A 26,536-nucleotide genomic window follows, 5' to 3' on the forward strand; every position below is an offset into this window, starting at 1 on the left:
CGATAGCGGCATGCCCGAGCCCGATGACACCGCCACCGATGCCGGGCACGAGCTGATCAGCCGGTTGCGCGTGATCGAGTCGCAGCCGCTGGCCGACCGTGCGGACGCCTACGCCGCCCTCCACGACGAACTCGCTCGGCGCCTGGAGTCCGGTCCCGGCGCCGACAGCGGGTCGCGCGGATGACCGCACGCCTGGACGCCGCCCTGGCCGCCCGCGGCTTGGCGCGCTCACGCACCCACGCCGCGCAGCTCATCGCCGCGGGGGTCGTGAGCGTGGACGGGCGTCCCGTCGTGAAGGCCTCGACGCCCGTCGCCGACGAGGCTCACCTCGAGGTGGCCGCAGCCGACTCGTACGTCAGCCGAGCCGCGCACAAGCTCATCGCGGGGCTGGACGCCTTCGGAATCGATGTGGCCGGCCGGGTCGCGCTGGACCTCGGCGCCTCCACCGGCGGGTTCACGCAGGTGCTCCGCGAACGCGGCGCCGCTCCCGTGCTCGCCGTCGACGTGGGCCACGGCCAGCTGGCGCCGCAGGTGGCCGCCGATCCGGCCGTCATCGCGGTGGAGGGGTACAACGTGCGGTACATGGATGCGGCGAACCTCGCCGCCGCGACCGGCGTCGCCGAGGCGCCCGCCGTCGTCACCGGCGACCTCTCCTTCATCTCCCTCACGCACGTCCTGCCCGCCGTCGCCGCCGTCGCCTCCCCGGGCGCCGACATCGTGCTGCTGATCAAGCCGCAGTTCGAAGTCGGCCGCACGGCGGTGAAAGGCGGGCTGGTCACAGACCCCGCGCTCCGGGCCGATGCCGTGAACACCGTCCTGTGGGCGGCATGGGATGTGGGACTGCGTACGGCGGGGCTCATCGGATCGCCGGTTCCCGGCACGCACGGCAACCGCGAGATCGTGGCGCACCTGACCACGGCAGGTGGGAGCGATCCGTCAGAATGGTCAGGCACGGTGAACGAAGTGGCCGGTACCCGATGAACACGAGCGAACGCAGCATCCTGGTGGTCGTGCACTCCCGTCGCGACGACACCGTCGACGCGGCGCGGCACGTGGTGAGCGAACTGCGTGCGGCCGGCGCCCGTCCGGTGCTCTCCGTCGAGGACCGCGCAGAGCTGGAAGACCTGCTGGATCTGTCGGGGGTGGGCACGCTGACCGTGGACGTGCCGCTGGCCGACATCGAACTGGCGATCGTCCTCGGCGGTGACGGCACGATCCTGCGCGCCGCCGAACTGGTGCGTGGCGGCACCGCGCCGGTGCTCGGCATCAACCTCGGGCACGTCGGCTTCCTTGCCGAGATCGAACGCGACGATATGGACGACGCGGTGCGACGCGTCATCGCGCGCGACTACCGCGTCGAGGAGCGCCTGGCGCTGTCGGTGCGGGTGAAGGACGCCACCGACACGGTCGTGTACGAGACGTGGGCGCTCAACGAGGCCACCGTCGAGAAGGCCAGTCGCGAACGCATGCTGGAAGTGGTGATGGAGATCGACGGGCGCCCGCTGTCGTCCTTCGGATGCGACGGTGTGGTGGTGGCCTCGCCGACCGGATCCACCGCCTACAACTTCTCCGCCGGCGGCCCGGTCATCTGGCCGAACGTCGAGGCCATCGCCGTCGTGCCGCTGTCGGCGCACGCGCTGTTCGCCCGGCCCCTCGTGGTCGACCCGGGAGCTGCCGTGGCGATCGAAGTGCTCGAGCGCACGAGTGGCGGCGGCGTGCTGTGGTGCGACGGGCGCCGCTCGCACGATCTTCCACCCGGTGCGCGGGTCGTGGTGCGTCGCTCCAGCGTGCCGGTGCGCCTCGCCCGACTGCATCCGGCTGCGTTCACCGACCGCCTCGTGCGCAAGTTCCGGCTGCCCGTCGAAGGCTGGCGCGGCCCGGACAGGGGGACGGCGTGATCGAGCAGATGCACCTGCGCGACCTCGGAGTGATCGCCGACGCGACCCTGCCCATCGGCACCGGGTTCACCGCGATCACGGGCGAGACCGGTGCGGGCAAGACGATGGTGGTCACGGGCCTGGGGCTGCTCATGGGGCAGCGGGCCGATTCCGGCGCCGTGCGCTCCGGAGCCGGCCAGGCCTCGGTGGAGGGTGTGTGGATCGTGCCCGAGCAGGGGCCGGTGGCCGAGCGCGTCCGCGAGGCGGGGGGCGAGGTGGAACCGATCGGCGACGGCCGCGCCGAGGTGTACCTGGGCCGGACCATCTCCAGCGAGGGCCGCGGCCGGGCCACAGTGGGCGGGCGCACCGCGCCGGCCGGCGTGCTCGCCGACCTCGCCGATGACCTCGTGGTCGTGCACGGTCAGTCCGAGCAGCTCCGGCTGCGCTCCGCTGCGGCCCAGCGCGACGCCCTCGACCGCTTCGGCGGCGCGGCGGTCGCGCGCGCCCTGGCGGACTACGGCCGGGCGTACCAGGAGTGGCGTTCCCTCGACGCCGAGCTGACCATGCTCGAGAACGATCGCGACCAGCGCGCGCGCGAGGCGGAGGACCTCCGCATCCGTCTGGCCGAGATCGAGGCGGCCGCGCCGGTGGTGGGGGAGGACCAGCAGCTGGCCGCTCGCGCCGAACGCCTCAGCAACGTCGAGGAGGTGCGTCTGGCGGTCGTGACGGCGCACGAGGCGCTCTCCTCCGAAACCGGCGCGCCGGATGTGACGACGCTGCTGGCCGAGGCCCGCCGCGCCCTGGAGCGGGTGGGCGATGCCGCACTGGCCGAACTCGCCGAGCAGCTCGCCGAGGTGGGGTACCGCGTCGCCGATGTCGCCGCGGCCCTGTCGGGCCAGCTCGCCGACCTGGACGAGACCGGCCCCCATGAGCTGGCCGCGGTGGAGGAGCGGCGCGCCGTGCTGGCCGGTCTGTCGCGCGCCCACGGGAGCCTGGAGGCCGCGCTGGAGCTGCTGGAGACGGGATCGGCCCGGCTGGCCGAGCTGGACGATGACTCCGACCGCATCGAGCGTCTGGCGGCCGAGCGCACTGCGGCAGCCGAGCGCCTCGACGACGCCGCCGACGTGCTCACCGCCGCGCGCACCGATGCGGCCGCGCGTCTGGGGGAGGCCGTCACGCATGAGCTGCATGCGCTGGCGCTGCCCGATGCGACCCTCACCGTCTCCGTGATGCCGGGAACGCCCTCCGTCAGCGGTCGCGACGACGTCACGATCCTGCTCGCTCCGCACCCCGGCGCCGAACCCCGACCGGTGGCCCGCGGGGCCTCCGGGGGTGAGCTGAGCCGCGTCATGCTCGCGCTGGAAGTCGTGCTGGCCGGCGTGGACCCTGTCCCCACCTTCGTGTTCGACGAGGTGGATGCAGGAATCGGCGGTGCCGCCGCGATCGAGGTGGGCCGTCGCCTGGCCCGGCTGGCGGAGAACTCGCAGGTCATCGCCGTGACGCACCTGGCCCAGGTGGCGGCGTTCGCGGGGAATCACCTGTCGGTGGTCAAAGGCACGGACGGTGCGGTGACGGCGTCGAGCGTGCGCCGGCTGGAGGGTGCGGAGCGGGAGGCGGAGATGGCACGACTGCTGTCGGGCATGCCGGATTCGGAGGCCGCACTGGCCCACGCGCGCGAGCTGCTGGACACCGGGCGCACGGCCCGGTGAGCGCGGAGACACCCGGCATCGACCTCACCGTCGAGCCGCCACCCGACGGAGCCGTCCCGGTCGAGACGCGCCGGCCTACGCGCCTGTACCGCGGCATGGGCGGCCTCCTGCTCCGCCTGGAGGCGCGCGCCCGCGCGAAGGGCTCGCGTCGCGTCCGCCTGACGAACGCCCTCGTGTGGCTCCTCGTCGCCGCCGCGGGGCAGGTGCTGCTGACCGGCCCCGTGATCAACGAACCGCTCTCGTTGGAGGACATCACCTCGGCGGCGGGCGAAGTGACCGAGCACTGGATCGCCCACGACGTCGACGCCAGATTCGAGCTCGAGCGCACCGACGACGGCCGCCTCCTCGTGCACGTCGAGGAGCAGATCACGGCCGACTTCCCCGAGGGGGTGGAAGAGACCGGCATCACCCGCACGATCGCCTCGCATTACGAAGGGCACGACCTGCACCCGCGGGTGACCGGCGGCGAGTTCGACGGAGACCCGGTCGAGGTCGCCGCGCGCGTGGGCGCCACGGCCACGTCCCTGACCTGGGACACCGGGAGCGTCCTCACCGGCCGGCATGAGTTCGTCGTGCGCTACACCCTGTCCGACGTCGCCTACCCCGAACAGGATGCCTCCACCGGACGCCTGCAGGACCTGCTGGAGTGGGACATCCTCGGACCCTCGTGGGGTCAGGGGATCCGCGGCGTGGAGATGACGCTCATCGTGCCGAGGGAGCTGCACGACGCCCTCGAACGCACACCGCGGGCGGCGATGTCGTGGACGCTGCTGGCGGACGCGACGACCCTCACGCCCGTCAGCGAGACCGCCGATGCGGTCACCTACGTCGTGACGGTGGATCAGAACATGCCGCCGCACACGGACATCTGGTTCACGCTGCGCTTCGCCGAGGGCACCTTCACGATGCCCGATCCGGCGCCGCTGTACTGGGTGCTCGTGGTCGGTCCGTTCGTTCCCCTGCTCCTGCTGGCCGTGGGCCTGTTGTTCGTGCTGGCCGCCCGCGCGCTGGTGTGGAACGACGCCCGCGGCCGCGCGTGGTTCGTGCCGCAGTACGAACCCGACCCGCGCGTGCCGGCGCCGCTGGCCTCCCGTCTCATGCGGCAGGTTCTCACGGCCCCGCTGGTCCAGGCGATCAGTGACGGGCACGCCGGCATCGGCGAGCGGCCGATCACGCGGATCGGCCGGATCGCGTGGCGGACGGGGCGGCCGGGGCACCTCTGGCCGGAGTGGCGGACCTACCTCTTCGCGCCGGCGTGGCGCGAGCAGTTCGTCCGGAAGTTGCGCCGGGTTCCGCGCGGGATCGTGCGCGACGTGTTCATCGGGGCGACGCTCGCCCTCACGCTCGTGCAGTTCGGCCTCGTGCGGCAGCTGTCCTACCAGGTCATCCTCAGCGTCTACTGGTGGCCCCTCGCGATCGTGGCTGCCACGATCGCGCTGGCCCTCGTGATCCTCGTCATCGCGCTGTCGGCACGGCCGCTGACCCGCGCCGGCGCGCTCGCGCGAGAGCACCTGCTGGGTCTGCGGCTCTACCTCGAGCAGACCCGCATGGACGAGCGCATCACCCTGCGCGACGAGTTGCTGCCCTACGTCGTCATGTTCGCCAAGCCACGGCGCGCGCGGGAAATCGTGCGGCGTCTGCTGGACGAGCGCGGCCACCGGGATCCGGGGCTGCGCGCCGGGTTCTTCACCGCCGCGCGCCTCGGCGTGCGCGCGGCGGCGATGCTCGCCGTCGTCGGCGCGATCGTGGTGGCGGCTGCCCTCCCGTCGCCGTCGCAGCGGTCGGCACCGGAGGATCTCGCGTACTCGGGTGACCTCCCCGGATCGCGAGGCTGGCTCGTGAGCGAGATCACCGCCGACGCGCGGCTGGAGCGGACGGAGGCGGGCAAGGCGACCGTCACGGTCACCGAGACCCTCACCGTCTTCGTCGAGGAGGAACGCGACACCCTGCCCCAGGTCATGCGCCAATGGCGCGACGTCGTGCACGGGCACGACACGGGGCTGGAGGTCACCGAGGTGACCGTCGACGGCGACCCCGTGCCGTACGAGCAGCGGCGCGAGGAGGGCATGGCCTTCGTGCAGACCCAGCTCACGCGGGATTGGGGCGGCGAGCACACCGTTCAGATCCGCTATCGGCTGACAGATGCGGCGGCCGCCGTGCAGCAGGACGGCCGGTGGTACGAGCACGTGCAGTGGACCGCCCTGAACGAGGGCTGGCGGGACGCGTGGTCGTGGCCGGAGCAGAACATCGAACGCGTGGCGATGACGGTACGGGTGCCCGCCGAGCTTCGCGCGCAGCTGCACGAGGACAGCGGCGTGCTGGAGGGAGACCTGGATGTCGAGGCCCCCGGGCTTCCGGCTGTCACCAGCGGCGCCGGCGGTGAGGACGTGTACCGGTGGGAACTGCTGCCCGACGCGGACGGGCGATGGACCTACGAGGCGAGCCGGGACGTCGGCATCCGGTTCGTGTTCCCCGCCGGCACGTTCGCCGACGTCGGACAGGAGTCGTGGTGGCTCGACAGCGCCGCGCGCGCGCTGCCGACCGCAGTGCCGCTGGTCCTGCTGCTGGGAGCCGCCGGGTGCGCGCTGCTCGGACTGATCCTGCGCCTGGGCGGAGTGCGGCGTGTGTCGGAGCCCGGACTCCTGCGCGAAGTCGTGCGGTGGATCCCGCCGTGGTTCGCTCTCGCCGGATCGATCCTCTTCGTGTGGCGCACGGCCGACTCCGTGGACGACGACCCGCTGTTCCCGCTGCTCGGCCTTCCCGCGGTGGCGGCCGTCGTGCTGGCCATCGCCAACCACTACGCGACGCGCCGGCGATCGTGAGGACGCGCGGTTCCTGGCAGACTGCAGGGAACCGCTCCCGCGCGCGCCGCGGCAGCGGAACCCCGACACCCGGCTGATAGGATCGAAGCCCGTGATGCAGACTTCAGACGCGGGACATGTGAACGACACCACCAAGCACATCTTCGTGACGGGTGGTGTCGTTTCGTCTCTCGGGAAGGGCCTGACGGCGGCCAGCCTCGGCAACCTCCTCACCGCCCGCGGGCTGCGCGTGGTGATGCAGAAGCTCGACCCCTACCTGAACGTCGACCCCGGCACGATGAACCCGTTCCAGCACGGGGAGGTCTTCGTCACCGACGACGGCGCAGAGACCGACCTCGACATCGGCCACTACGAGCGATTCCTCGACATCAACCTCAGCCAGGCGGCCAACGTCACCACGGGTCAGATCTACTCGCAGGTGATCGCCCGGGAGCGCCGCGGGGAGTACCTCGGCGACACCGTCCAGGTGATCCCGCACATCACCGACGAGATCAAGCGCCGCATGCGGCTGCAGGCCACCGAGGAGCCGCGTCCGGACGTCATCATCACCGAGATCGGCGGAACGGTCGGTGACATCGAGTCGCAGCCGTTCATCGAGTCGGCTCGGCAGATCCGCCACGAGCTGGGCCGGAACAACGTGTTCTTCGTGCACGTGTCGCTCGTGCCGTTCATGGGCGCTTCCGGAGAGCAGAAGACCAAGCCCACGCAGCACTCCGTCGCGACGCTGCGCTCCATCGGCATCCAGCCCGACGCGCTCGTACTGCGCAGCGACCGTCCGGTGACGGAGTCGAACAAGCGCAAGATCGCCCTCATGTGCGATGTGGATGAGGACGCCGTGGTCAACGCGGTGGATGTGCCCAGCATCTACGACATCCCCTCGATGCTGCACGAGCAGGGCCTGGACGACTACATCGTGCGTTCGCTGGGGATCGGCAAGGCCGCCGAGGTGGACTGGTCGCGCTGGCAGCGGGTGCTGGAGGCGGTGCACAACCCCAAGCACGAGGTCACGATCGGCCTGGTGGGCAAGTACATCGACCTGCCCGACGCGTACCTCTCCGTCACCGAGGCCCTCAAGGCCGGCGGGTTCGCCCACGAGACCCACGTGAAGATCACGTGGATCCCCTCCGACCTGTGCGAGACGCCCGAGGGGGCGGCCAAGGCCCTCGGCGCACTGGACGGCATCGTCATCCCCGGTGGCTTCGGCATCCGGGGGATCGAGGGGAAGGTGGGCGCGCTGCGCTTCGCACGCGAGCAGGGGATCCCCACCCTGGGCATCTGCCTGGGCCTGCAGTGCATCGTCATCGAATACGCCCGTCACGTCGCCGGCATCGAAGACGCGTCCTCGAGCGAGTTCGACCCCGACACGGGCAACCCGATCGTGGCGACGATGGCCGAGCAGGTCGACATCCTCGACCGCGGCGACCTCGGCGGGACGATGCGGCTGGGTCTGTACCCGGCCGACCTCCTCGCCGGCTCGATCGCGGAGGAGGTGTACGGTGCCGCCCGCGTGTCCGAGCGCCACCGCCACCGCTACGAGGTGAACAACGCGTACCGCGACCAGCTGTCCGAGGCGGGCTTGGTGTTCTCGGGGACCAACCCCGATCTCGGCCTCGTCGAGTACGTCGAGCTGCCGCGCGACGTGCATCCGTACTACATCGCCACGCAGGCCCACCCGGAGCTGCGATCGCGTCCCACCGAGCCGCATCCGCTGTTCCGCGGGCTCATCGGGGCGGCGCTCGAGCGTCACCGCGCGAGCGAGCTGTTCGACGTCGAGCAGGCCTGACGTGGACGCCGCCCAGTTGCACGACGAGCCGGTGGAGCCGGACGTCGTCGCCAGCGACGTCGTCTACCGCGGAGCGGTGTGGAACGTCCGCTCCGACACCGTGCGCTACGGCGATGGCGAGATCGTCCGGCAGTACGTCGAGCATCCCGGGGCTGCGGCGGTGGTGGCGCTGGACGACGAGGAGCGGATCGTCCTGATCCAGCAGTATCGTCACCCCCTCCGCCTGCGTGACTGGGAGATCCCCGCCGGGCTCCTGGATGTGGCGGGGGAGCCGCCGCTGGAGACGGCCCGGCGCGAGCTGGCCGAGGAGGTCGACCTCGTCGCCGAGCATTGGCAGCCCCTGCTGTCGCTGCGCACGAGTCCCGGCGGCAACGACGAGGTCGTGCACGTGTTCCTCGCGCGCGGCCTGTCGGACGCCCCCGAGGCGTTCGCGCGTGCCGACGAGGAGGCGGACATGACGCTCGCCCGCGTGCCGCTGCGCGAGGCCGTCGACGCCGTCATGGCCGGGCGGGTGTCCAACGGCATCCTCGTGGCGAGCGTCCTGGCCGCCGCCGAGGTGCTGCGGCGCGAGGCGGGCGACGCGGCGGGGCGGTGACGTGCGCCTCCCGCGCGCGGTCGACGCCTACCTGCGGCACAGTTCGCTCGAGCGCGGGCTCTCCGAGCACACCGTGGCCGCCTACCGGCGCGACCTCGCCGGCTACGTCGAGTGGCTCGCCGGCCACGGTGTGGACGACACCGACGAGGTGACCGACGCCCTGGTGTCGGAGTTCGCCGCCGAGCGCGCCTCCGCGCAGCCCCCGCCGGCAGCATCCAGCCTCGCCCGCCTGCAGTCCTCGGTGCGGGGCCTGCATCGATTCCTCGCGCGCGAGGGCATCGCCGACGACGATCCCTCGGGGCGCCTGCGCCCGCCCAAGGCCGCGCGGCGCCTGCCGAAGGCGCTCACGATCGACCAGGTGTCGCAACTGATCGACGCCTCCGGACCCGCGCCGGAGGATGCCGCGCCCGGCGAGCTGGCGGGCATCCGCGACCGGGCGCTGCTGGAGCTGCTGTACGCCACCGGCGCGCGCGTGTCGGAAATCGTGCAGCTCGACGTCGACGACCTCGCGCACGGCGACGTGCTGCGCGTGCGCGGCAAGGGTTCGAAGGAGCGCATCGTCCCGGTGGGGTCGTTCGCGCGGCGCGCGGTGGAGGCCTACCTGACGCGCGTGCGCCCCGAGCTCGCCCGTCGCGGACCGGCCACCCCGCGCCTGTTCCTCGGAATGCGCGGTGCGCCCCTGTCGCGGCAGAGCGCGTGGCTCGTGCTGCAGCAGGCGGCCGAGCGTGCGAGCCTCACCGCGCACGTCTCGCCGCACACCCTGCGCCATTCGTTCGCGACGCATCTCCTGCAGGGCGGCGCGGACGTACGGGTCGTGCAGGAGCTGCTCGGGCACGCGTCGGTGTCCACGACGCAGATCTACACCCACGTCAGCGTCGACGCCCTGCGCGACGTGTACGCCACGTCGCATCCGCGCGCCCGGTAACCCACGGATGCGGCGCGCATCCCGTGGCGCGGGGTCACCCCGGCTAGAATCGGTGCACGTAATGGCAAGGGCAGGAGAGTCGGTGGCGGGCAGCACGACGAAGGGCAAGGCGAAAGCCGCGGCAGGGGGTGACGAGGTCACCCTCGGCCCGACCGGTCGTCCCTACCACGGATTCCCGACCCCGCCGAAGCTCGACGGCCACGGTCCCGCGCGCATCATCGCCCTGTGCAACCAGAAGGGCGGCGTGGGCAAGACCACGACGACCATCAACCTCGCCGCGGCCCTCGCCGGGTACGGCCGCAAGGTGCTCGCGATCGACTTCGACCCGCAGGGTGCGCTCTCGGCGGGCCTGGGCATCCAGACCCACGACGCGCCGACGATCTACGACCTGCTGCTGGACACCAAGCGCGACCCGCACGAGACGATCGTGCACACCTCGGTCGAGGGCCTGGACGTCATCCCGGCCAACATCGATCTGTCCGCCGCCGAGGTGCACCTCGTCAACGAGGTCGCGCGCGAGACGATCCTCGCGCGCGTGCTGCGCAAGGTGGCGCCCGAGTACGACGTCATCCTCATCGACTGCCAGCCGTCGCTGGGCCTGCTCACCGTCAACGCCCTCACCGCGAGCCACGGCGTGGTGATCCCGCTGGAGTGCGAGTTCTTCGCCCTGCGCGGCGTCGCGCTGCTGATCGAGACGATCGACAAGGTGCGCGACCGCCTGAACCCGGCCATCACGCTCGACGGCGTGCTGGCCACGATGTACGACCCGCGGACGCTGCACTCGCGCGAAGTGCTCGAGCGCGTGGTCGAGGCGTTCGGCGACGACGTGCTGGAGACCGTCATCGGGCGCACCGTGAAGTTCCCGGATGCGTCGGTCTCGGGCGTCCCGATCACCGAGTTCGCCCCCGAGCACGCTGCCGCCCAGGCGTACCTGCGCCTCGCGCGGGAGCTGGTCGCCCGTGGCGCCGTCGCCTGACGCGACGGACGGTGGGTTCCGCGTCTCGCTGCCGGTCTTCGACGGCCCCTTCGACCTTCTCCTGACCCTCATCTCCCAGCGGGAGCTCGACATCACGGAGGTGGCCCTCAGCGCCGTCACCGACGAGTTCATCGCCTACCTGCGGGCGATGGGACCGGACGCGCAGATGGACGAGGCATCCGAGTTCCTCGTCGTGGCAGCGACGCTGCTGGACATGAAGGTCGCCGGCCTCCTGCCGCAGGGCGAACTGGTCGACGCCGAATCCGTCGCGCTCCTGGAGGCCCGCGACCTGCTGTTCGCCCGGCTTCTGCAGTACCGCGCGTTCAAGGAGGTGGCCGGCTGGTTCTCCGAGCGCCTGCAGTCCGAAGACCGCCGGCACGTGCGCGCCGTGCGGCTGGACGAGAAGTACCGCAACGCCGCTCCCGAGCTTGTGTGGAGCCTCAGCCCCGACGACTTCGCCGCGCTCGCCCTGCTCGCCTTCGCGCCCAAGGAGATCCCGCGCGTGGGCCTGGACCACCTCCACGCGCCGCTGGTGAGCATCCGCGAGCAGGCGGCCGTCGTGGTCACGCTGCTGCGCGACTCGGGTGCGCTCACGTTCCGCGACCTCGTTGCCGGCGTCACGCAGACGGGGGTCGTGGTGGCCCGATTCCTCTCGGTGCTCGAGCTGTACCGGCTCGCCGCACTGTCGTTCGAGCAGGTCGAACCGCTCGGCGAACTCACGCTCCGCTGGACCGCCGAACGGTGGTCGGAGGAGAACCTCGCGACTCTGGGAGCCGATTATGACCGATGACCCTTCGACCGCGACGGGCGATGTCGCGCGCCGATTGGAGGCGATCCTCATGGTCGTCGACGAGCCGCAGAGCCTCGTCAGCCTCGCCGCCGCGGTGGGGGCGCCCGTCGCCGCGGTGCGCCAGGCGGTCGACGCGCTCGTGGACGACTACGACGGCCGCACCGGCGGGCCGCGACGGGGCTTCGAGCTGCGCGAGGTCGGCGGCGGGTGGCGCATCTACGTGCGGGCCGAGTACGACGACCTCGTGTCGGAGTTCGTCAACACCCAGGCGCCGTCGCGGCTGTCGCAGGCAGCGCTGGAGACCCTCGCCGTCATCGCGTACAAGCAGCCCGTCACGCGCGGGCAGGTGGCCTCCATCCGCGCCGTCAACGTCGACTCGGTCGTGCGGACCCTGCTCTCGCGCGGCCTCATCACGGAGGTGTCCACCGACCCCGAGACCGGCGCGATCAACTACGGCACCACCGACGCGCTGCTGGTGAACCTCGGCATCAACTCCCTCGACGAGCTGCCCCACATCTCGCCGCTGCTGGATGACGGCTCCGAGGGCTTCGACCTGGAGGGCGTGCGATGAGCGAACCGCGCAGCACCGAGGGGGTCCGGCTGCAGAAGGCCCTCGCCAACGCCGGCGTGGCCTCGCGCCGCGTGTCCGAGCAGCTCATCGTCGAGGGACGCGTTCGCGTGAACGGCGTCGTGGTCACCGAGCTCGGCAGCCGCGTCGATCCGGATGCCGACCTCATCGACGTGGACGGCGTGGCGGTGCAGCTGGACACCGGCAAGCGCTACGTCATGCTCAACAAGCCCACCGGCGTCGTGAGCACCATGAAGGACGAGCGCGGCCGTCCCGATCTGCGCCGCTTCACCGCGGAGTGGGACGAGCGCCTCTACAACGTCGGCCGGCTGGATGCCGACACCAGCGGGCTGCTCGTGCTCACCAACGACGGCGACCTCGCGCATGTCCTGGCACACCCGTCCTTCGGGGTCACCAAGGTGTACATCGCCCGGGTCCAGGGGCGCGTGACGGCCCAGACGATCGCACGCCTGACGCGCGGGATCGAACTGGAGGACGGACCCATCGCCGCCGACAAGGCGCGCCTGCTGGATGCCTCGGGCGACTCGAGCCTCGTGGAACTGACCCTGCACTCCGGCCGCAATCGCATCGTGCGCCGCATGATGGCCGAGGTGGGGCATCCGGTCGTCGAGCTCGTGCGCCGGCAGTTCGGTCCGCTGCACCTGGGAACCCTCCCGGTCGGGCGGGCACGCGAATTGACTAAGCTGGAACGCGGTGCGCTGTTGACCCTCTCCCGTGGCGAGGGCGCACCGGACGACACCCCGTGAGCGATTCGACGAACTCTTCCGCGCGCGCGGCCGCACCGCTGGCCCCGCGCGTTCGAGGGACGGTCCGCATCGTCGGAGCCGGGCTCCTGGGCTCCAGCATCGGCCACGCCCTCACCGCCCGCGGCATCGACGTGGCGCTGGATGACGCGTCTCCCGCGCAGCTGCGGCTGGCCGTGGACTACGGCGCGGGGCGCATGGCGCAGCCCGACGACGCCCCGTCACTCATCGTCGTGGCCGTGCCTCCCGATGTCACCGCCGACGTCATCGCGCGTGAGCTGTCCGCCCACCCCGGCGTCGTCGTCACCGACGTCGCGAGCGTCAAGCTCCAGCCCCTCCACGAGCTGCGCGCACGCGGGATCGACCTGACGCACTACATCGGCTCGCACCCCTTGGCCGGACGCGAACGCGGCGGCGCCATCTCCGCGCGCGCCGACCTGTTCATCGGTCGCCCCTGGGTCGTGTGCCGCGACGGCGAAACGCCGGCGGACGACCTCGCCCTGGTGGAGGGCCTCGCCCTGGATCTGGGCGCCGTCCCGCTGGAGATGTCGCCGGAGGAGCACGACCGCTCCGTCGCGCTCGTCTCGCACGTGCCGCAGCTGGTCGCGAGCCTGCTGGCCGGACGCTTCGTGGACGCCCCCGACGGGGCGCTGGGCCTGGCCGGACAGGGCGTGCGCGACACGACGCGCATCGCCGCCTCCGCCCCCGAGCTGTGGGTGCAGATCCTCGGCGCCAACGCGCAGCCGGTCGTCGACGTGCTCGACGCGCTCGCCGCCGACCTCTCGGCCGTGGCGGCGGCGCTGCGCGCCCCGGATGCCCCGGGCGCACGCCGCGCGGTGGCCGACACCATCCGCCGCGGCAACGACGGCGTCGAGCGTCTGCCGGGCAAGCACGGGCAGAACCGCCGCTTCGACTCGTTCGTGGTGATGATCGACGACACCCCCGGCCAGCTGGGGCGCCTGTTCGGGGAGCTCGGGGACCTGGGCGTCAACGTCGAGGACCTGCGCCTGGAGCACTCGCCCGGCGCGCAGTTCGGTCTCGCCGAGATCAGCGTCGTCCCCGACGCCGTCCGCCCGGCAACCGAAGGCCTGACCGCGCGCGGCTGGCGGATTGCGAGCACCAATGACTGAGTCCACATCGACGACGGAGTCCACCATGACCGCCGGCCCGACGATCATCGCCGTGGACGGCCCGGCCGGCAGCGGCAAGTCCAGCGTGTCGAAGGAGGTCGCCCGTCGACTGGGCTTCGGCTACCTCGACACCGGCGCCGCCTACCGCGCGCTGGCGTGGCACACCCTCGAGCACGGCGCCGACACCTCCGACGCCTCGGCCGTGCTGGACGTGTTCGGCGACTTCGACTTCGCGATCTCGCTCGACCCGGACGCGTACTGGGTGCGCGTGGGCGGGCACGACGTGACCGCCGCGATCCGGGAGTCGCGCGTGACCGACGCCGTCAGCGGCGTGGCGCGCATCCCGGCCGTGCGCCACGGCGTCAACGCGCTGTTCCGCGGGCTCGTGGCTGAGTCGGGACTGCCGGGCGTGGTCGTGGAGGGACGCGACATCACGACGGTCGTCGCTCCCGACGCACCCGTCCGCATCCTGCTGACCGCCGCTCCCGAGGTCCGCGCCGCGCGACGCAGCGCCGAAGTGACCACACAGGACGCCGCCGCCGTCGCGGCCGCGCTGCACCGCCGCGACGCATCCGACTCCACCGTCGTCGACTTCCTCACCGCCGCCCCCGGCGTGCAGGTCGTCGATTCGACCGACCTGGATTTCCCCCACACCGTCGACGCGGTTCTCGCCGTCGTCGAACGCACGATTGGAGCCCTCGATGGGCGTTGACGAAGACGAGTACGAAGGCGGGCCAGACCAGCTCGCCGAGAAGATGGACGAGCTGGACGAGGCCCTCGCCGACCAGCGCGCCGCGGCTCTCCGGGCGAGCCTGGAAGACTTCGACCTGGATGAGGAGGACGCCGAGCTCCTCGCCGGTCTCGCCGAGGACGGCGACGGGATCGAGTACCTTCCCGCCCTTCCCGTCGTGGCGATCGTGGGTCGCCCCAACGTCGGCAAGTCGGCGCTGGTCAACCGCATCCTCGGCCGGCGTGAGGCCGTCGTGGAAGACACCCCCGGTGTCACGCGCGACCGCGTGACCTACAAGGCAGAGTGGATGGACCGCCGCTTCTCGCTCGTCGACACCGGCGGATGGGAACCGGACGCCCGCGGAATCGACCGTTCGGTCGCCCTGCAGGCGGAGATCGCGATCGACCTCGCCGACGTCGTGCTGTTCGTCGTCGACGCACGAGTGGGGGCCACCTCCACCGACGAGCACGTCGTGAAGCTCCTGCGCCGCAGCGGCAAGCCCGTCTTCCTCGTGGCCAACAAGATCGACGACGCGCGGCAGGAGCCCGAGGCCGCCGCGCTGTGGAACCTGGGCCTGGGCGAGCCGTACCCTGTCTCGGCCATCCACGGGCGCGGCGTCGCCGACCTGCTGGATGCGGTCATGAAGGTGCTCCCCGAGGTCTCGGCGGTGGCGAAGTTCGAGATCGGCGGCCCGCGCCGCGTCGCGATCCTCGGCCGCCCCAACGTCGGCAAGTCGTCGCTGCTGAACAAGGCGGCCGGCGAGGAGCGCGTGGTCGTCAACGAACTGGCGGGAACCACGCGCGACCCGGTGGACGAGGTCGTCGAACTCGGCGGGCGCCTGTGGCGCCTCGTCGACACGGCGGGCATCCGCCGGCGCGTGCACCTGCAGCAGGGCGCGGACTTCTATGCGTCGCTGCGCACCTCGACCGCGCTGGAGAAGGCCGAAGTCGCCGTCGTCGTGCTGGATGTGTCGCAGCCGCTGAGCGAGCAGGACGTGCGGATCATCGACCTCGTGCTCGAGTCCGGTCGCGCCCTGGTGCTCGCGTTCAACAAGTGGGACCTGCTCACGACGCCCGAGCTGGAGAACCAGGATCGCCGGCGCTACCTCGAGCGGGAGATCGAACAGGATCTCGCCCACGTCGCATGGGCGCCCCGAGTGAACATCTCCGCGCGCACCGGTCGTCACCTCGAGAAGCTCGTGCCCGCGCTGGAGACAGCGCTGGCGTCGTGGGACCAGCGCATCCCGACGGGCAAGTTCAACGCCTTCCTCTCCGAGCTCGTCGCCGAGCACCCGCATCCGCTGCGCGGCGGCAAGCAGCCGCGCATCCTGTTCGGTACGCAGGCGTCCACGCGGCCGCCCACCTTCGTCCTCTTCACGACCGGGTTCCTCGATCCCGGTTACCGCCGCTTCATCCAGCGCCGCCTGCGCGAGATCTACGGCTTCGAGGGCACGCCCATCGTGCTGAACATGCGCATCCGGGAGCGCCGGCAGCGCTGAGCGCAGCGGGGCGTGTGACAGGCTGAAGAGGTGACGACCGAGCCGCCCCGACCCGGAGAACCGCGACGCCCGTCGGGGCCGCGGGATCCCGGCGACGCGTGGGTGGTCGCGCCCACGGGGGAGCGGTACTGGGGCCGATTCGGCGCCGCGGGACTGCTCGCATGGGACCCGCGCCGCGGGGTGCTGCTGCAGCACCGCGTGGCATGGAGCCACTTCGGCGGCACGTGGGGCCTGCCCGGCGGTGCCCGCCACGAGGACGAGTCGGCCGTGGGCGGCGCGATGCGCGAGGCCGCGGAGGAGGCCGGCGTCCCCGACGGTGCGGTGCGCGCTCGCCTCGTCAGCGTCCTCGACCTCGGCTTCTGGTCGTACGCCACCGTGGTCGCCGACGTCGTGCAGCCGTTCGAGCCGGTGATCAGCGACCCCGAGAGCGTGGAGCTGTCGTGGGTGCCGGTCGATGCCGTCGACGATTACCCGCTGCACCCCGGGTTCGCGGGAGCGTGGGGGCGCCTCCGGACGCTCCTGCCGGTGCGCCCCACGATCATCGTGGACGCGGCGAACGTGGTGGGGTCGGTGCCGGACGGCTGGTGGCGCGACCGGGCGGGGGCGGCGGGACGTCTGATGGACCGGGTCGAGCGATGGCTGGCGGGCGGGGTTCCCGGAGCGGTGCTCTCCCTCGACGAGCACACGTGGTTCCCGCGCGTCGTGGTCGTGCTGGAGGGGCGGGCGCGGGATGCGGCGGCCGCGGCATCCCGCTCCGTCGAGGTGGTCGAGGCTCCCGCCTCCGGTGACGACGAGATCGCCGCTCAGGCCGCGCGCGCGGTGGAGGCGGGGGAGCAGGTGACGGTCATCACGAGCGATCGGGGACTCGCCGACCGCGTCCTCGCCGTGGGTGCGGCCGTGCACGGTGCGGGCTGGCTGCTCGAGCGGCTGCCCTGAGCCTCACTGACCGCGGAGGCGGTCGATCTCGCGGCGCTCGCGCTTGGTGGGGCGGCCGGCACCGCGGTCGCGCTGCGCGAACGCGGGGATGCTCTCGCGCGGTGGAGCCGGCGGCGTGCGGTCGTCCACGGCCAGCGCCGCCTGCGGCGCTCCCACGCGCTTCGCTATCGGTTCCCGCACCACCAGGATGCGGTCGAACCCGGCGATCCGCACGCGCAGCTCATCGCCGGGCTTGACCTGCTGCGCCGCTTTCGCGCGTTCGCCGTTGACGCGGACGTGACCGGCGCGACACGCGGTGGTCGCCGCCGACCGGGTCTTGTACACGCGGATCGCCCACAGCCACGAGTCCAGGCGGACGGAGCCGGCCGTCACGAGATCCTCCGCGCGCGGACGACGCCGGCGGCGATGAGGCCCTGGCCGAGGGTGTAGGTGAGCATGACGAGGGCGCCCGTCCATTCCGGCAGGGCGTCCGGGACGAAGATGCGGAAGGCCAGCAGGGTGTCGGAGGTGAGGAAGAACACCGCCCCCCACGTGATCATGCGGGTGGTGCGGGCGGCCGTGGCCGCGGTGCCGGCCAGCACGATGCCGTACAGGGCGACGGCGACGGTGAGCGCGCCGAGGTGGGGCCACAGCACGGCCAGCAGGACGACCCACCACACGAGGTAGACCGCCGTCCAGCGGGGCAGGCGCCGGGCGGGGAGCTCGCGGGCGAAGAGCCAGATGTAGGCGAGGTGCGCGAGCCCGAAGCACGCGAGCATGACGGGGAGTTCGGGCAGGAACGGGAAGAACGTCGCCGCGCCGTCGCCCAGCCACGACATGCCGATGGCCGCGAGCAGGAGGACGAGCGTCCGTCCGGCGCGGAGCGGGCGCGCCGCCCACAGCACCGCGAGGGCCAAGGCGGGCATGAGCAGGAGCTTGGTGGGGCCGGCGATCGCGGAGGCGTCGACAGCGAGGGCGCCGACGTGGACCACGGAGATCAGGGCGTAGGGAACGAATCCGCCGATCGCCGTCCGCGTCGCCGGGCGGGCCTGCATCGGTGCGGTGGTCATCCGCTCATCGTAGGGGCGCCGCCGCGCACCCGCGGCCCATAATCGGACGCATGACGGATGCGGCGGCACGTTTCGGCCTGCGACGGATGACGGCGCGCGATGCGCTCCAGTCCCATCGGGTGGCCTCGCCCCTGGAGCTGCTGTTCGACCTCGTCTTCGTGGTGGCGGTATCGCAGGCCTCGAGCACGCTGCACGACCTCATCAGCGAAGGACGGATCGGGGCGGGGGTGCTGACCTACCTCATGGTGTTCTTCGCGGTGTGGTGGGCGTGGATGAACTTCACGTGGTTCGCGTCGGCGTTCGATACCGACGACTGGCTGTACCGCACGCTGGCGATCGTGCAGATGGGCGGCGTGCTGGTACTGGCCGCCGGTGTCCGCGACGCCATGCTGCTCTCCGATTACACCGTGATCACCTTGGGCTATGTCGTGATGCGGCTGGCGATGGTGGCGCAGTGGCTGCGGGTCGCCGCATCCGATTCCGCGTCGCGTCCGACGGCGGTGCGGATGGCGGCGGGGATCGGCGCGGTGCAGGTGCTGTGGGTGGCTCGCGCGGCGGTGCTGGGCGATGAGGCGCCGGCGTGGACCTTCGGGCTGCTCGTGATCGCCGAACTCGCGGTGCCGGTGTGGGCGGAATTGCGGGGGCGGACGCAGTGGCATCCGCACCACATCGCCGAGCGGTTCGGCCTGTTCACCCTCCTGCTGCTGGGCGAGAGCCTGCTGGCCTCGGCGAATGCGCTCATCGACGCGATCGCGGAAGGCGAGCACGTCGCCGAACTGCTGTGGCTGGCCGGGTCGGGCTTGTTCATCACCGCCGCGATCTGGTGGATCTACTTCGCGCGTGAGCAGTACGACGGCCTCGGGGAGCTCCGGGGCGGTTTCACGTTCGGGTACGTGCACTACGTGATCTTCGCGGCCGTCGGCGCCGTGTCATCGGGCGTGGAGGTGGAGATCGACGAGGTCACCGGGCATACGGAGATCTCGGATGCGGCGGCCGGCCTGGCCCTCACGGCACCCCTGGCGGTGTTCCTCGTGAGCGCGTGGGCGCTGCTGCTGCGCCGCCGGGTGGCGCGGTGGGTGTCGGTGGTTCTGGTGGCGGGGAGCGTGCTCGTGGCGTTGGCGGGACTCCTCGCGGTGGGCGAGTTCGTGGTGGCCGCGCTCGTCATGACGGGTGTCGTGGTCGCGTTGGAGGTGGATGCTGCGCGCGGCGCTACGCGTCGAGCGTGAGCGATACGAGCGCCCGGTCGGGGCGGGGCTGGGCGACGATGTCGAATCCGGCGTCCGTGAAGACCTGGAGCACGCCGTGGTACAGCTCGTTGGCGGGGCGCTTCTTGACCGTCGGATCGAAGGGGTAGGCCTCGACCGCGCGGGCGCCGCCGTCGCGCGCGTGCGAGACGGCTGCATCCAGGAGGCGGGCCATGAGCCCGGAGCCGCGGTGCTCCTTGCGCACGACGAAGCACGTCACCGCCCAGACGGAGGGGTCATCGAGCGGTTCGGGGGAGTTCGCCGTGATCATGCGCGTGGCGGCGATGCGGGCCTGCCGGACACGGGGGCCGACGCGGACCCACCCGGCGGGGGTGCCGTCGACGTAGGCGATGAGACCGGGGGAGGGCTCGGTGGCAAGCTCTGCGCGGAGCATCTCGATCTTCTCCTCCTTCGTGGTCGTGCGGAACGGTTCGTTGCGCAGGGTCCACCACTGGCATTGGCAGGAGGGGCCGTCGCCGCCGCCGGTGAGGGCATGCTCGGCGTCGTCGAAGCGGTCGGCGGTGGCGGGGAGGATCTGAACGCTCATGCCGGAACGATAGGCCGGTGTCCCGACACTCGCCAGATCGGGCATCAGGCGACGAGGTGGTAGGCGAGCGGGTCGAAGCGTCGTCGTCCGCCGAGCCGTGGTGCGCGGTGCGGGTCGACATGGGACGGTGGGATGAACCAGACCGTGCCCGCCGAGGGTGGCGCGCCGGGTGGGGCCTCGATGCGGATCTCCCAGTTGTCCGCGTGCACCCGGTGGTGGCACGAGGTGCACAGCAGGATGCCGTTGGCCAGATCGGTGGTTCCGCCGTCGCGCTGCCACCAGCGGATGTGGTGGGCTTCGGCGAAGGCGGGGGGCAGATGGCAGAACGCGCATCCGCCGTCGCGTTCGACGAGTGCGAGTCGCTGCGCGGCGCTGAAGTGGCGGCGGGCACGGCCGAAGTCGAGGACCTCGCTCGCGGTTCCGAGGACGCAGGGGATGAGGTCGGCCGCGGCGGCCATCCTGCGGGCGGTGCCGGCGTCGATGGGCTGCTCGATGCCGTCGATCGTCGCCACACCCGCGCCCTCGCGCAGCTGGCTGAGATCCATGCGCACAACGACCGCGGTGGACGGCTTCGGCAGAGTGTTCTGGTCGCAGCCGGAGGCGTGCCGGCAGATCGCCGCGAGCGCGTCGGCGCGCATCTGCGGAAGAGAGCGGGTCTCGGGAGCCACCGGACCGCCGTTCGTGGCCGGCGCATCATCGGCTGCATCGCCGGCTGGGTCGTCGACGGTCAGACCCGACGCGGTGTTGTGTCCGCGCGAGGTGCGGAGCTGAGTGGTGACGATCGCGTCGATGGCGGCCACGATAGGGGCGGCGGTCTCCGCATCCAGGCGGGCGGTGAGGACGGTCATTCCGGTGGCGTCCTGCTGGATCTTCAGCGACCGCTGCCCGTGCAGTTCTCCCACCACGGGCTCGAGGCCATCGGGGTCGAGGTGCGCCTCCGCGCGACGCAGGACCGCGTGCAGTTCGTCGAGGGACAGCAGCGGTGCCTGCCGGACGAGTGCGGTCTCTGCATCCGCTCGTGTGTCGGCGTCGACGCGGACGGCGACGCGGTCGAGCATCGCGCTGATCGCGGACGCCGCGGCGACACTGACCATTCCGTCGTGCAGGGCGCGGGCGATGTGCGGGTGGCGTGCGGGTGCCGCTTCGCCCGAGAAGAGCGTGCGTTCGCGGGTCGCTTCGCCGACCTGGATGAGGCGCACGGCGTCGCCGGTGTGGCCGCCCGTGGCGGCGGCGATGAGCTTGGCGGGGGAGCGGAACCCCGCCTGTCTGGCCAGCCCGTCGGAGCCGAATTCCGGTCGCGACCGCGCCGACATCTCGGCGGCCACGCGCGCGTGCACACCGTCGAGCAGGCGACGCGCTCCCGCGATGCGCTGATTGATGTCGAGCAGCGCCGCCGCCGACATGCCGCGCTCATCCGCGCCGGAACCGCTCGCCTCGACCCACGCCGACCGCAGCGCGGTCAGTGTGTCGAGGAGGGCGTCCACCGGGTTCGTCATACTTCATGGAACCACGAACCTCGGACATTCGTTCGAATGTCGAGGAGGGTTGTGGAGAACTCTCGGGCCGCCCGCCATGGGGAGGACGCGGCCGCGCGCGTTCGCGGGAGGTCTGCGGAGCGGGTAGGATGGTGGAGTTGTCCGCTTGCGGGCAACGGACCGGGATGTGGCGCAGCTTGGTAGCGCACTTGACTGGGGGTCAAGGGGTCGCAGGTTCAAATCCTGTCATCCCGACCGGTAAGTCCCGGGAACCTGAGGGTTCCCGGGACTTCTTAGTTGGTGAGACGTGACCACGTGATCGCAAATGCCATCTTCTTATCCGCTCAGCGCCGTATCGCGGCGCTGAGCGTCGACTAGCTCGACTCCCATCCGGTTGCATCGGAACGGTGGAGCGGCATCGGGCGCACCTACTGAGTATGGGCGCCGTAGACACCTGACCCTCGAAGTTTGGGGGTCTGATCGATCCGCCTGCGGGCCCTGAGGTGCCGGCTGGGATGCGTGGCGGTCCGGTGGTGAGAGCCGTACCGTTGTCGTATCACTGCTTGGCCCCGGCCTTCATCGCTGGTTTGGGCCTCTGCTTGGGCTGGCTTTCACCTTCGCAGTCCTAAACGAGGGCCGCGCCGCCCGAGTGAGAATCCGCTTCAGAGCGGACGCGCCATTGAGCGGGGAGGCGCCTACTGACCGACCGGACCTATCGGGCGTCGCGTAATGGGTCTGCTTTTGCGGCGGCGGGTCGCAATGCGTTGAGTGTCGGGTCGTCGCTGAGTGTGTGGCGTGCGCGCTGGTACCGGCCTCGCGCGGTGGATTCGCTGACGCCAAGAACTGTCGCCGCGTCGATCACGCTGAACCCTTCCCAGTGCACAAGTCGGATCAGTTCGGCTTGATCGGTTGGGAGGCGGCTGATTGCGGCGCGGACTTCGTCAAGCTGAGGTGGCACGCTTGCGATCCGCAGCTGTTGTCGCAGGCGGTCAGCGAGTCGGTGGTGGCGCTGGTTGCTGCGCGCCCAGTTCCTCACCGTGTTGCCAGCGACCCCGTACACCCACATTCGCGCCTGCTCATCACCAACCGGTATCGCCGCACGCCGACGCCACGCGGTAAGAAGGCACTCCGACAGCAGGTCGGCTGCGTCTTCGTCGACACGAACGCGGCGACGGAAAAAGGCCAGCAGCTCCGGAGCGATCATCCGCAGCCATTCCGAAGACCCCGGTTCCGGCGTACCCGAATCACTCATCGAACACCTCCGGCGGGCAGTTCGTGGAGCTGTCGAGTTTCACGCCGCCGCCGGTCAGCCCGCGCTCTTGCATCTCGAGCCCGATCGCGATGGCCAACGCCATGCTGTCAGCAAGTTCCGGTGGACCGTTACCGACTCCTCCGATCTCTCGTATTTCGCGCGCCTCATCGGCGAACGAGGCAAGATCTACCGAGCGGAGCCAGGCCCGTGCTGCTTGGAGACGTTCGATGGAGTCATCACCCGCTGTCTTCCCGTCGGCGAGTGCTCGCAACTGGGTTTCACACGTCACAACCGCCCCGTCGACGGCGATCGGCTCGGACCGGAATGACAAGTCATCGGACGGCACCCACATCCACCAGTCGTTGAGTAACGGCACCGCCACCGCGGCGCCAGCGCCGACGATGAGGACACCTGCAAGAGTCACCGTCGCCACGGCTGACCGCGGCCGCCACCACGGTCGTCGCACCTCGGTCGTGATCTCCCGCGCCATCTCGGCTGCAAGCGCGTCGACCCGCGTCGACTGCTCAGTCAGCGATCCCGATCGAGCAAGGAGGTCATCCAGCGTCATCTGCTCCATGACTCGTACATGTCCGCCATCGACCACAACTTAACGCGATCATCAGAATCGTCAGCTACCTCGCCTAGGTAGGTGTCGCTCACCGATCGGAATACGGACAAACCGCCTCGCCTGTGCACTGCTAGGGGGAGACGGCAGATTCGGCGGCATTGTGGGTCCTGACCGTATTCGTCGGCCTGAGCGGTTACCCATTCCGCCAGCGGATAGGTGGCATGCCGAATCTCGAGGCGAAAGCGCGAGAGAACGAGGAGGCGTCCGCGAAGCCGCGACGTTCCGCGATCTCCGCGATCGTCCATTCGCGGAGGCCCTCATCTCTGAGGTCGGCGGCCGCACGCTCGAGTCGGATGTTCTTGACGGTCTCGGCGACGCTGTTGTCGGATTGCTGGAATACCCGGTGCAGGTGCGCGAGAGATAGATGCACGCCGACGGCGATGGAGGGTGGGGTCAGCGAGGGATCGTCCGCGTTCATCGCGATGAATGCGCGCGCCCTATCAAGCAGTTCTGCCGACCGGGAGATCCGATCGCCAGAGGATAGGGAGAGCGCCAGCAGATCTAACCCGGACAGCGTCAGCCGCTCAGCCTCGACGGCGTTCGAGTTTTCGATAGCGCGCGGGATCGCTGTGATGAGGGGGCCGACCGCGCGACCGAGCCCGTGCGACCCGGGCACGCGCACGGCGGTCTTGCCCAGTAGCGACCTCATGGCGACCGTGTCGGCGAGTGGGACTTGCAACACCGCCTGTCGATGGGTCCCACCTGGAAACGCAAGATCGTACGGCTCGCTTGAACAGTAGACAGCGATGTCGCCCGGTTCGAGGAAGGCCTCGCGGCCACCCTGACGAACGACGCAGGTGCCTCCCAGCTGCACGGAAACGAGAAGTGCCCCGCCATCGTCCGTGGTGCGTGCCCGGCTTCGACGTACCACGTGAGGCTCGCCTCGCACATCGACGGTGCTCGCCCGGACCCAGCCGTTCACGGCGGTGGACATCCGCGTGCGCAGATAATCATCCGAGCGCAGCGACAGGACATCCAGCCGAACGAAGGACTCGCTCAGACGCTCTCGCCAAGTCCGCAGATCCACCTGTTCTCGTGGGGTCGGTGCCATCGCCATTCCCAAGTTGAGACGCATCGTCAAGCATCGTGAGATCCACAGTCAAGGCGGTCGGGATCGACTCTCGTACGTTGATCTGGAAGCAAGTGTCTCCCAGAGGAGTGGCGATGTCCAAGGTAGAACCGTTCAAGGCCGCAGCAATTCAGGCGGAACCGGCGTGGCTCGATGTCGCCGCTGGCGTCGACAAGGCCATCAGCCTCATCAGGGAAGCGGCCACCAATGGCGCCAAACTCGTTGCGTTTCCTGAGACATGGATTCCGGGTTACCCGCACTTTCTCTGGCTCGGCCCTCAGTCGGCCGGCATGGCGTTCGTTCCGGGCTACCACGAGAACTCGATCGCCATCGGGGATGAGAACTTTCAGCGCCTCGCGGACGCCGCCGGTAAGCACGGCATCACCGTCGTGATGGGAGCGAGCGAGCGTGACAAGGGGTCGCTGTACATGGCCCAATTCATCTTCGGCGCCGACGGTTCCACGATCGCGACGCGCCGGAAACTGAAGCCCACGCACGTGGAGCGAGCGCTCTTCGGGGAGGGGGACGGGAGCAACATCGCCGTCCATGACGTCGAGGGCATCGGCAGGTTGGGCGCGCTGAACTGCTGGGAGCACCTGCAACCGCTGACCAAGTACGCCATGTACGGACTGGGAGAGCAGGTGCACGTCGCTTCGTGGCCGTCGTTCTGCCTCTACCGCGGCGGCGCCTACGCGCTCGGTGAAGAAGTCAACATGGCCGCCAGCCAGGTGTACGCCGTCGAAGGTGGAGCTTTCGTTCTGGCAGCCACCACTGTTACTGGACCGGCCGGATTGGAGCTCTTCGCGAAGACGGACGAGCAGCGAGCGCTGCTCGGCGGTGGTGGCGGCGGCTCGAGCCGCATCTACGGACCCGACGGCAGCCGGCTCACCGCTCCGATCCCCGAGGATGAGGAGGGCATCGTCTATGCCGACATCGACCTCTCCCTGATTCCGGTGTCCAAGATGGCAGCGGATCCGGCCGGGCACTATGCCCGCGCCGACGTCACCCGACTCATCGTCGACCGCACGCCCCGTCCCCCGGTCGAGTACATCGACAACAGCGTGCCGCAATCGCAGCCCGTCAGCTCCGAGACGCAGACGGCGAGTTCAACCGTGGAGACCGCGACGGTCCGATAGGACTCACCACCGGTGGGCCGTAGACGAAACCATTGCGGCTCACCCGCTCTGTTGGGACCCACAGTCAACCGTGCCGGGGGTGAGCCGTCTCTACGCACGACTTCGGATCCCTATCCGGGCGATGACCGCTACCGTGCACGCCGTGCTCACGGCTGGCGCTTCCAAGCCACCGAGCCGGCGGGGGAGTCGTTCGTCTTCGACGTCTACCGGGCGACGACGGCCGGCACATGCACCGCGCCTACGACTGACGTTGGGGCCGCGTATCAGCGGCGCGGCGCTTGTTATCGAAAGTCGGTGACCGCCTCCCCGTCGGCTGGCGCGTTGAGGAGTGGGCGGTCCCAGTACCTTCGCCGGCGCATCGGAGCGGTCGCTTAGGGTACGGCTCGGAGCGCGGAACGGATTGCGGCGTGCGGGCGGTCGACGGATCTCCTCCACAACTGTTGGCTCGCAGCTATTGCGCTTCCTCGCCGGTCGCTATGAGAGCACCTCGGCGTCCGCCAGCGTGAGGGGCGTAAGGAGCGCCGATGCGCCGAGGATCTCAACACCGAGCAGGCGGCCCTCTGCATCGAGATCCAGGACGATCGTCCCGTTTGAGCGCTCGATGACGACGTTCTCTACGGATTCGCCCGCGTCGATCAAGGGCGCGACCGGCAGGTAGGCAGCATCAACCGAAGGATCGATGGTGAAGCGGCGCTCGGTCATGTGTCGACGTAGCGAATCACGAGCCAGGCGCGCGCAAGCCGGACGGGGCCGGCGGCCGGTCGCACTCCGCGCTTCGCGCGAGATGCGTACCTGGGTGCCCGCGTTTGGCGAGCGCGGAGGGGGTCCGTTCAGTCGTCAACGGAGCGAGTCGAGAGGCCGTTGGTAGGCGGCGCTATCGTTGCGAGCGGCGCCAGTCATCAGCAATGCGTTGGGACTGATCCTGCGTGAGTATTCGCCCTCGCAGGGAATAGCCACGATCTTGGTCAGCCCGGCATGCCAGGCGCGGACCCACCACCTGTGGCCACAACTTCGGCCATGCCCGCTCCCACTC

26 protein-coding genes and 1 tRNA gene are annotated in these 26,536 nt (G+C 70.7%); 19 read left to right on the forward strand and 8 right to left on the reverse strand.

Going from position 1 to position 26,536, the window contains the following annotated elements:
• The first annotated feature begins 10 nt into the window (after positions 1 to 10).
• The 16 genes from E4K62_RS18660 to E4K62_RS06480 all read left to right on the forward strand — a co-directional run bounded on the left by E4K62_RS18660 (position 11) and on the right by E4K62_RS06480 (position 17,103).
• Positions 11 to 184 carry a hypothetical protein gene (locus tag E4K62_RS18660; RefSeq protein ID WP_167747746.1) on the forward strand — a complete coding sequence of 58 codons (174 nt, stop codon included), beginning with the start codon at positions 11 to 13 and terminating at the stop codon, positions 182 to 184.
• Positions 181 to 981: a TlyA family RNA methyltransferase gene (locus E4K62_RS06410; RefSeq protein ID WP_135065070.1), complete on the forward strand. Its 801-nt coding sequence runs from the start codon at positions 181 to 183 to the stop codon at positions 979 to 981. Before E4K62_RS18660 ends, E4K62_RS06410 begins: the two co-directional genes overlap by 4 nt.
• A complete protein-coding gene (locus E4K62_RS06415) occupies positions 978 to 1,898 on the forward strand; it encodes an NAD kinase (protein ID WP_135065073.1) in 921 nt (306 codons plus the stop codon). The genes E4K62_RS06410 and E4K62_RS06415 overlap by 4 nt, the downstream gene beginning before the upstream one ends.
• The gene (recN, locus tag E4K62_RS06420) at positions 1,895 to 3,586 is read left to right on the forward strand and encodes a DNA repair protein RecN (protein ID WP_135065076.1); all 1,692 of its coding nucleotides are present in this window, start codon (positions 1,895 to 1,897) and stop codon (positions 3,584 to 3,586) included. The genes E4K62_RS06415 and recN overlap by 4 nt, the downstream gene beginning before the upstream one ends.
• Complete coding sequence (locus tag E4K62_RS06425; RefSeq protein ID WP_135065079.1) at positions 3,583 to 6,408, forward strand: DUF2207 domain-containing protein; 2,826 nt, start codon at positions 3,583 to 3,585, stop codon at positions 6,406 to 6,408. The genes recN and E4K62_RS06425 overlap by 4 nt, the downstream gene beginning before the upstream one ends.
• 94 nt (positions 6,409 to 6,502) lie before the next feature.
• The gene (locus tag E4K62_RS06430) at positions 6,503 to 8,191 is read left to right on the forward strand and encodes a CTP synthase (RefSeq protein ID WP_135071016.1); all 1,689 of its coding nucleotides are present in this window, start codon (positions 6,503 to 6,505) and stop codon (positions 8,189 to 8,191) included.
• A gap of 1 nt (position 8,192) precedes the next feature.
• Positions 8,193 to 8,786: an NUDIX domain-containing protein gene (locus E4K62_RS06435; protein ID WP_135065082.1), complete on the forward strand. Its 594-nt coding sequence runs from the start codon at positions 8,193 to 8,195 to the stop codon at positions 8,784 to 8,786.
• A 1-nt stretch (position 8,787) separates the two neighbouring features.
• On the forward strand, positions 8,788 to 9,711 hold the full coding sequence (xerD, locus tag E4K62_RS06440; RefSeq protein ID WP_135065085.1) for a site-specific tyrosine recombinase XerD: 924 nt from the start codon (positions 8,788 to 8,790) through the stop codon (positions 9,709 to 9,711).
• Positions 9,712 to 9,772: 61 nt separating this feature from the next.
• The gene (locus E4K62_RS06445; protein ID WP_135065088.1) at positions 9,773 to 10,687 is read left to right on the forward strand and encodes a ParA family protein; all 915 of its coding nucleotides are present in this window, start codon (positions 9,773 to 9,775) and stop codon (positions 10,685 to 10,687) included.
• Positions 10,671 to 11,477, forward strand: coding sequence for a segregation and condensation protein A (locus E4K62_RS06450; RefSeq protein WP_240742838.1), 807 nt, complete (start codon positions 10,671 to 10,673; stop codon positions 11,475 to 11,477). The genes E4K62_RS06445 and E4K62_RS06450 overlap by 17 nt, the downstream gene beginning before the upstream one ends.
• Entirely contained in the window at positions 11,467 to 12,048 is a 582-nt protein-coding gene (gene scpB / locus E4K62_RS06455) for an SMC-Scp complex subunit ScpB (protein WP_135065094.1), read from the forward strand. The genes E4K62_RS06450 and scpB overlap by 11 nt, the downstream gene beginning before the upstream one ends.
• Positions 12,045 to 12,812, forward strand: coding sequence for a pseudouridine synthase (locus E4K62_RS06460; RefSeq protein ID WP_135065097.1), 768 nt, complete (start codon positions 12,045 to 12,047; stop codon positions 12,810 to 12,812). The genes scpB and E4K62_RS06460 overlap by 4 nt, the downstream gene beginning before the upstream one ends.
• Positions 12,809 to 13,939: a prephenate dehydrogenase gene (locus E4K62_RS06465; RefSeq protein ID WP_135065100.1), complete on the forward strand. Its 1,131-nt coding sequence runs from the start codon at positions 12,809 to 12,811 to the stop codon at positions 13,937 to 13,939. Before E4K62_RS06460 ends, E4K62_RS06465 begins: the two co-directional genes overlap by 4 nt.
• Entirely contained in the window at positions 13,932 to 14,651 is a 720-nt protein-coding gene (cmk, locus tag E4K62_RS06470) for a (d)CMP kinase (RefSeq protein ID WP_205805889.1), read from the forward strand. The genes E4K62_RS06465 and cmk overlap by 8 nt, the downstream gene beginning before the upstream one ends.
• Positions 14,652 to 14,694: 43 nt before the next feature.
• Complete coding sequence (gene der, locus E4K62_RS06475) at positions 14,695 to 16,167, forward strand: ribosome biogenesis GTPase Der (protein WP_374108111.1); 1,473 nt, start codon at positions 14,695 to 14,697, stop codon at positions 16,165 to 16,167.
• Between the two features lie 30 nt (positions 16,168 to 16,197).
• Positions 16,198 to 17,103, forward strand: coding sequence for an NUDIX domain-containing protein (locus E4K62_RS06480; protein ID WP_135065110.1), 906 nt, complete (start codon positions 16,198 to 16,200; stop codon positions 17,101 to 17,103).
• Between the two features lie 3 nt (positions 17,104 to 17,106).
• Here E4K62_RS06480 and E4K62_RS06485 read toward each other — a convergent pair whose 3' ends face one another.
• Both E4K62_RS06485 and E4K62_RS06490 read right to left on the reverse strand, forming a co-directional pair.
• On the reverse strand, positions 17,107 to 17,475 hold the full coding sequence (locus tag E4K62_RS06485) for an RNA-binding S4 domain-containing protein (protein WP_240742839.1): 369 nt from the start codon (positions 17,473 to 17,475) through the stop codon (positions 17,107 to 17,109).
• On the reverse strand, positions 17,472 to 18,152 hold the full coding sequence (locus E4K62_RS06490; RefSeq protein WP_240742840.1) for a lysoplasmalogenase family protein: 681 nt from the start codon (positions 18,150 to 18,152) through the stop codon (positions 17,472 to 17,474). Before E4K62_RS06490 ends, E4K62_RS06485 begins: the two co-directional genes overlap by 4 nt.
• 50 nt (positions 18,153 to 18,202) lie before the next feature.
• Here E4K62_RS06490 and E4K62_RS06495 point away from each other — a divergent pair, with 50 nt between their 5' ends.
• Entirely contained in the window at positions 18,203 to 19,378 is a 1,176-nt protein-coding gene (locus E4K62_RS06495) for a low temperature requirement protein A (RefSeq protein WP_187270361.1), read from the forward strand.
• Here E4K62_RS06495 and E4K62_RS06500 read toward each other — a convergent pair.
• Both E4K62_RS06500 and E4K62_RS06505 read right to left on the reverse strand, forming a co-directional pair.
• Positions 19,362 to 19,943, reverse strand: a complete 582-nt coding sequence (locus E4K62_RS06500; protein WP_135065116.1) for a GNAT family N-acetyltransferase — start codon at positions 19,941 to 19,943, stop codon at positions 19,362 to 19,364. The genes E4K62_RS06495 and E4K62_RS06500 overlap by 17 nt on opposite strands.
• 44 nt (positions 19,944 to 19,987) lie before the next feature.
• Positions 19,988 to 21,439 carry an HNH endonuclease gene (locus tag E4K62_RS06505; protein WP_135065119.1) on the reverse strand — a complete coding sequence of 484 codons (1,452 nt, stop codon included), beginning with the start codon at positions 21,437 to 21,439 and terminating at the stop codon, positions 19,988 to 19,990.
• A gap of 160 nt (positions 21,440 to 21,599) precedes the next feature.
• Here E4K62_RS06505 and E4K62_RS06510 point away from each other — a divergent pair.
• A tRNA-Pro gene (locus E4K62_RS06510) sits at positions 21,600 to 21,673 on the forward strand.
• 457 nt (positions 21,674 to 22,130) lie between these two features.
• On the opposite strand, the gene E4K62_RS06515 is transcribed toward E4K62_RS06510, so the two are convergent.
• The 3 genes from E4K62_RS06515 to E4K62_RS06525 form a co-directional block, all read right to left on the reverse strand.
• Entirely contained in the window at positions 22,131 to 22,670 is a 540-nt protein-coding gene (locus tag E4K62_RS06515; protein WP_240742841.1) for an RNA polymerase sigma factor, read from the reverse strand.
• Positions 22,663 to 23,247 (reverse strand): hypothetical protein, encoded by a 585-nt coding sequence (locus tag E4K62_RS06520; RefSeq protein ID WP_135065122.1) that lies wholly within the window; start codon positions 23,245 to 23,247, stop codon positions 22,663 to 22,665. Before E4K62_RS06520 ends, E4K62_RS06515 begins: the two co-directional genes overlap by 8 nt.
• Before the next feature lie 184 nt (positions 23,248 to 23,431).
• Complete coding sequence (locus tag E4K62_RS06525; RefSeq protein WP_135065125.1) at positions 23,432 to 24,373, reverse strand: AraC-like ligand-binding domain-containing protein; 942 nt, start codon at positions 24,371 to 24,373, stop codon at positions 23,432 to 23,434.
• Between the two features lie 89 nt (positions 24,374 to 24,462).
• Between E4K62_RS06525 and E4K62_RS06530 the strand changes: the two genes are divergently transcribed.
• Positions 24,463 to 25,503, forward strand: a complete 1,041-nt coding sequence (locus tag E4K62_RS06530; protein WP_135065128.1) for a carbon-nitrogen hydrolase family protein — start codon at positions 24,463 to 24,465, stop codon at positions 25,501 to 25,503.
• A 474-nt stretch (positions 25,504 to 25,977) separates the two neighbouring features.
• Here E4K62_RS06530 and E4K62_RS06535 read toward each other — a convergent pair whose 3' ends face one another.
• The gene (locus tag E4K62_RS06535) at positions 25,978 to 26,205 is read right to left on the reverse strand and encodes a DUF2283 domain-containing protein (RefSeq protein WP_135065131.1); all 228 of its coding nucleotides are present in this window, start codon (positions 26,203 to 26,205) and stop codon (positions 25,978 to 25,980) included.
• Positions 26,206 to 26,536: the final 331 nt, after the last annotated feature.

The sequence above is a fragment of the Microbacterium wangchenii genome, from assembly GCF_004564355.1.
In the GTDB taxonomy this organism is placed as follows: domain Bacteria; phylum Actinomycetota; class Actinomycetes; order Actinomycetales; family Microbacteriaceae; genus Microbacterium; species Microbacterium wangchenii.

Excerpts from the sequence above, each read along its gene's own strand:
- E4K62_RS18660 (WP_167747746.1), top strand. The coding sequence starts at position 11 with ATGCCCGAGCCCGATGACACCGCCACCGATGCCGGGCACGAGCTGATC.
- E4K62_RS06410 (WP_135065070.1), top strand. The coding sequence starts at position 181 with ATGACCGCACGCCTGGACGCCGCCCTGGCCGCCCGCGGCTTGGCGCGC.
- E4K62_RS06415 (WP_135065073.1), top strand. The coding sequence starts at position 978 with ATGAACACGAGCGAACGCAGCATCCTGGTGGTCGTGCACTCCCGTCGC.
- E4K62_RS06430 (WP_135071016.1), top strand. The coding sequence starts at position 6,503 with ATGCAGACTTCAGACGCGGGACATGTGAACGACACCACCAAGCACATC.
- E4K62_RS06445 (WP_135065088.1), top strand. The coding sequence starts at position 9,773 with ATGGCAAGGGCAGGAGAGTCGGTGGCGGGCAGCACGACGAAGGGCAAG.
- scpB (WP_135065094.1), top strand. The coding sequence starts at position 11,467 with ATGACCGATGACCCTTCGACCGCGACGGGCGATGTCGCGCGCCGATTG.
- E4K62_RS06460 (WP_135065097.1), top strand. The coding sequence starts at position 12,045 with ATGAGCGAACCGCGCAGCACCGAGGGGGTCCGGCTGCAGAAGGCCCTC.
- cmk (WP_205805889.1), top strand. The coding sequence starts at position 13,932 with ATGACTGAGTCCACATCGACGACGGAGTCCACCATGACCGCCGGCCCG.
- der (WP_374108111.1), top strand. The coding sequence starts at position 14,695 with ATGGACGAGCTGGACGAGGCCCTCGCCGACCAGCGCGCCGCGGCTCTC.
- E4K62_RS06490 (WP_240742840.1), bottom strand. The coding sequence starts at position 18,152 with ATGACCACCGCACCGATGCAGGCCCGCCCGGCGACGCGGACGGCGATC.
- E4K62_RS06495 (WP_187270361.1), top strand. The coding sequence starts at position 18,203 with ATGACGGATGCGGCGGCACGTTTCGGCCTGCGACGGATGACGGCGCGC.
- E4K62_RS06500 (WP_135065116.1), bottom strand. The coding sequence starts at position 19,943 with ATGAGCGTTCAGATCCTCCCCGCCACCGCCGACCGCTTCGACGACGCC.
- E4K62_RS06505 (WP_135065119.1), bottom strand. The coding sequence starts at position 21,439 with ATGACGAACCCGGTGGACGCCCTCCTCGACACACTGACCGCGCTGCGG.
- E4K62_RS06515 (WP_240742841.1), bottom strand. The coding sequence starts at position 22,670 with ATGAGTGATTCGGGTACGCCGGAACCGGGGTCTTCGGAATGGCTGCGG.
- E4K62_RS06520 (WP_135065122.1), bottom strand. The coding sequence starts at position 23,247 with ATGGAGCAGATGACGCTGGATGACCTCCTTGCTCGATCGGGATCGCTG.
- E4K62_RS06525 (WP_135065125.1), bottom strand. The coding sequence starts at position 24,373 with ATGCGTCTCAACTTGGGAATGGCGATGGCACCGACCCCACGAGAACAG.
- E4K62_RS06530 (WP_135065128.1), top strand. The coding sequence starts at position 24,463 with ATGTCCAAGGTAGAACCGTTCAAGGCCGCAGCAATTCAGGCGGAACCG.
- E4K62_RS06535 (WP_135065131.1), bottom strand. The coding sequence starts at position 26,205 with ATGACCGAGCGCCGCTTCACCATCGATCCTTCGGTTGATGCTGCCTAC.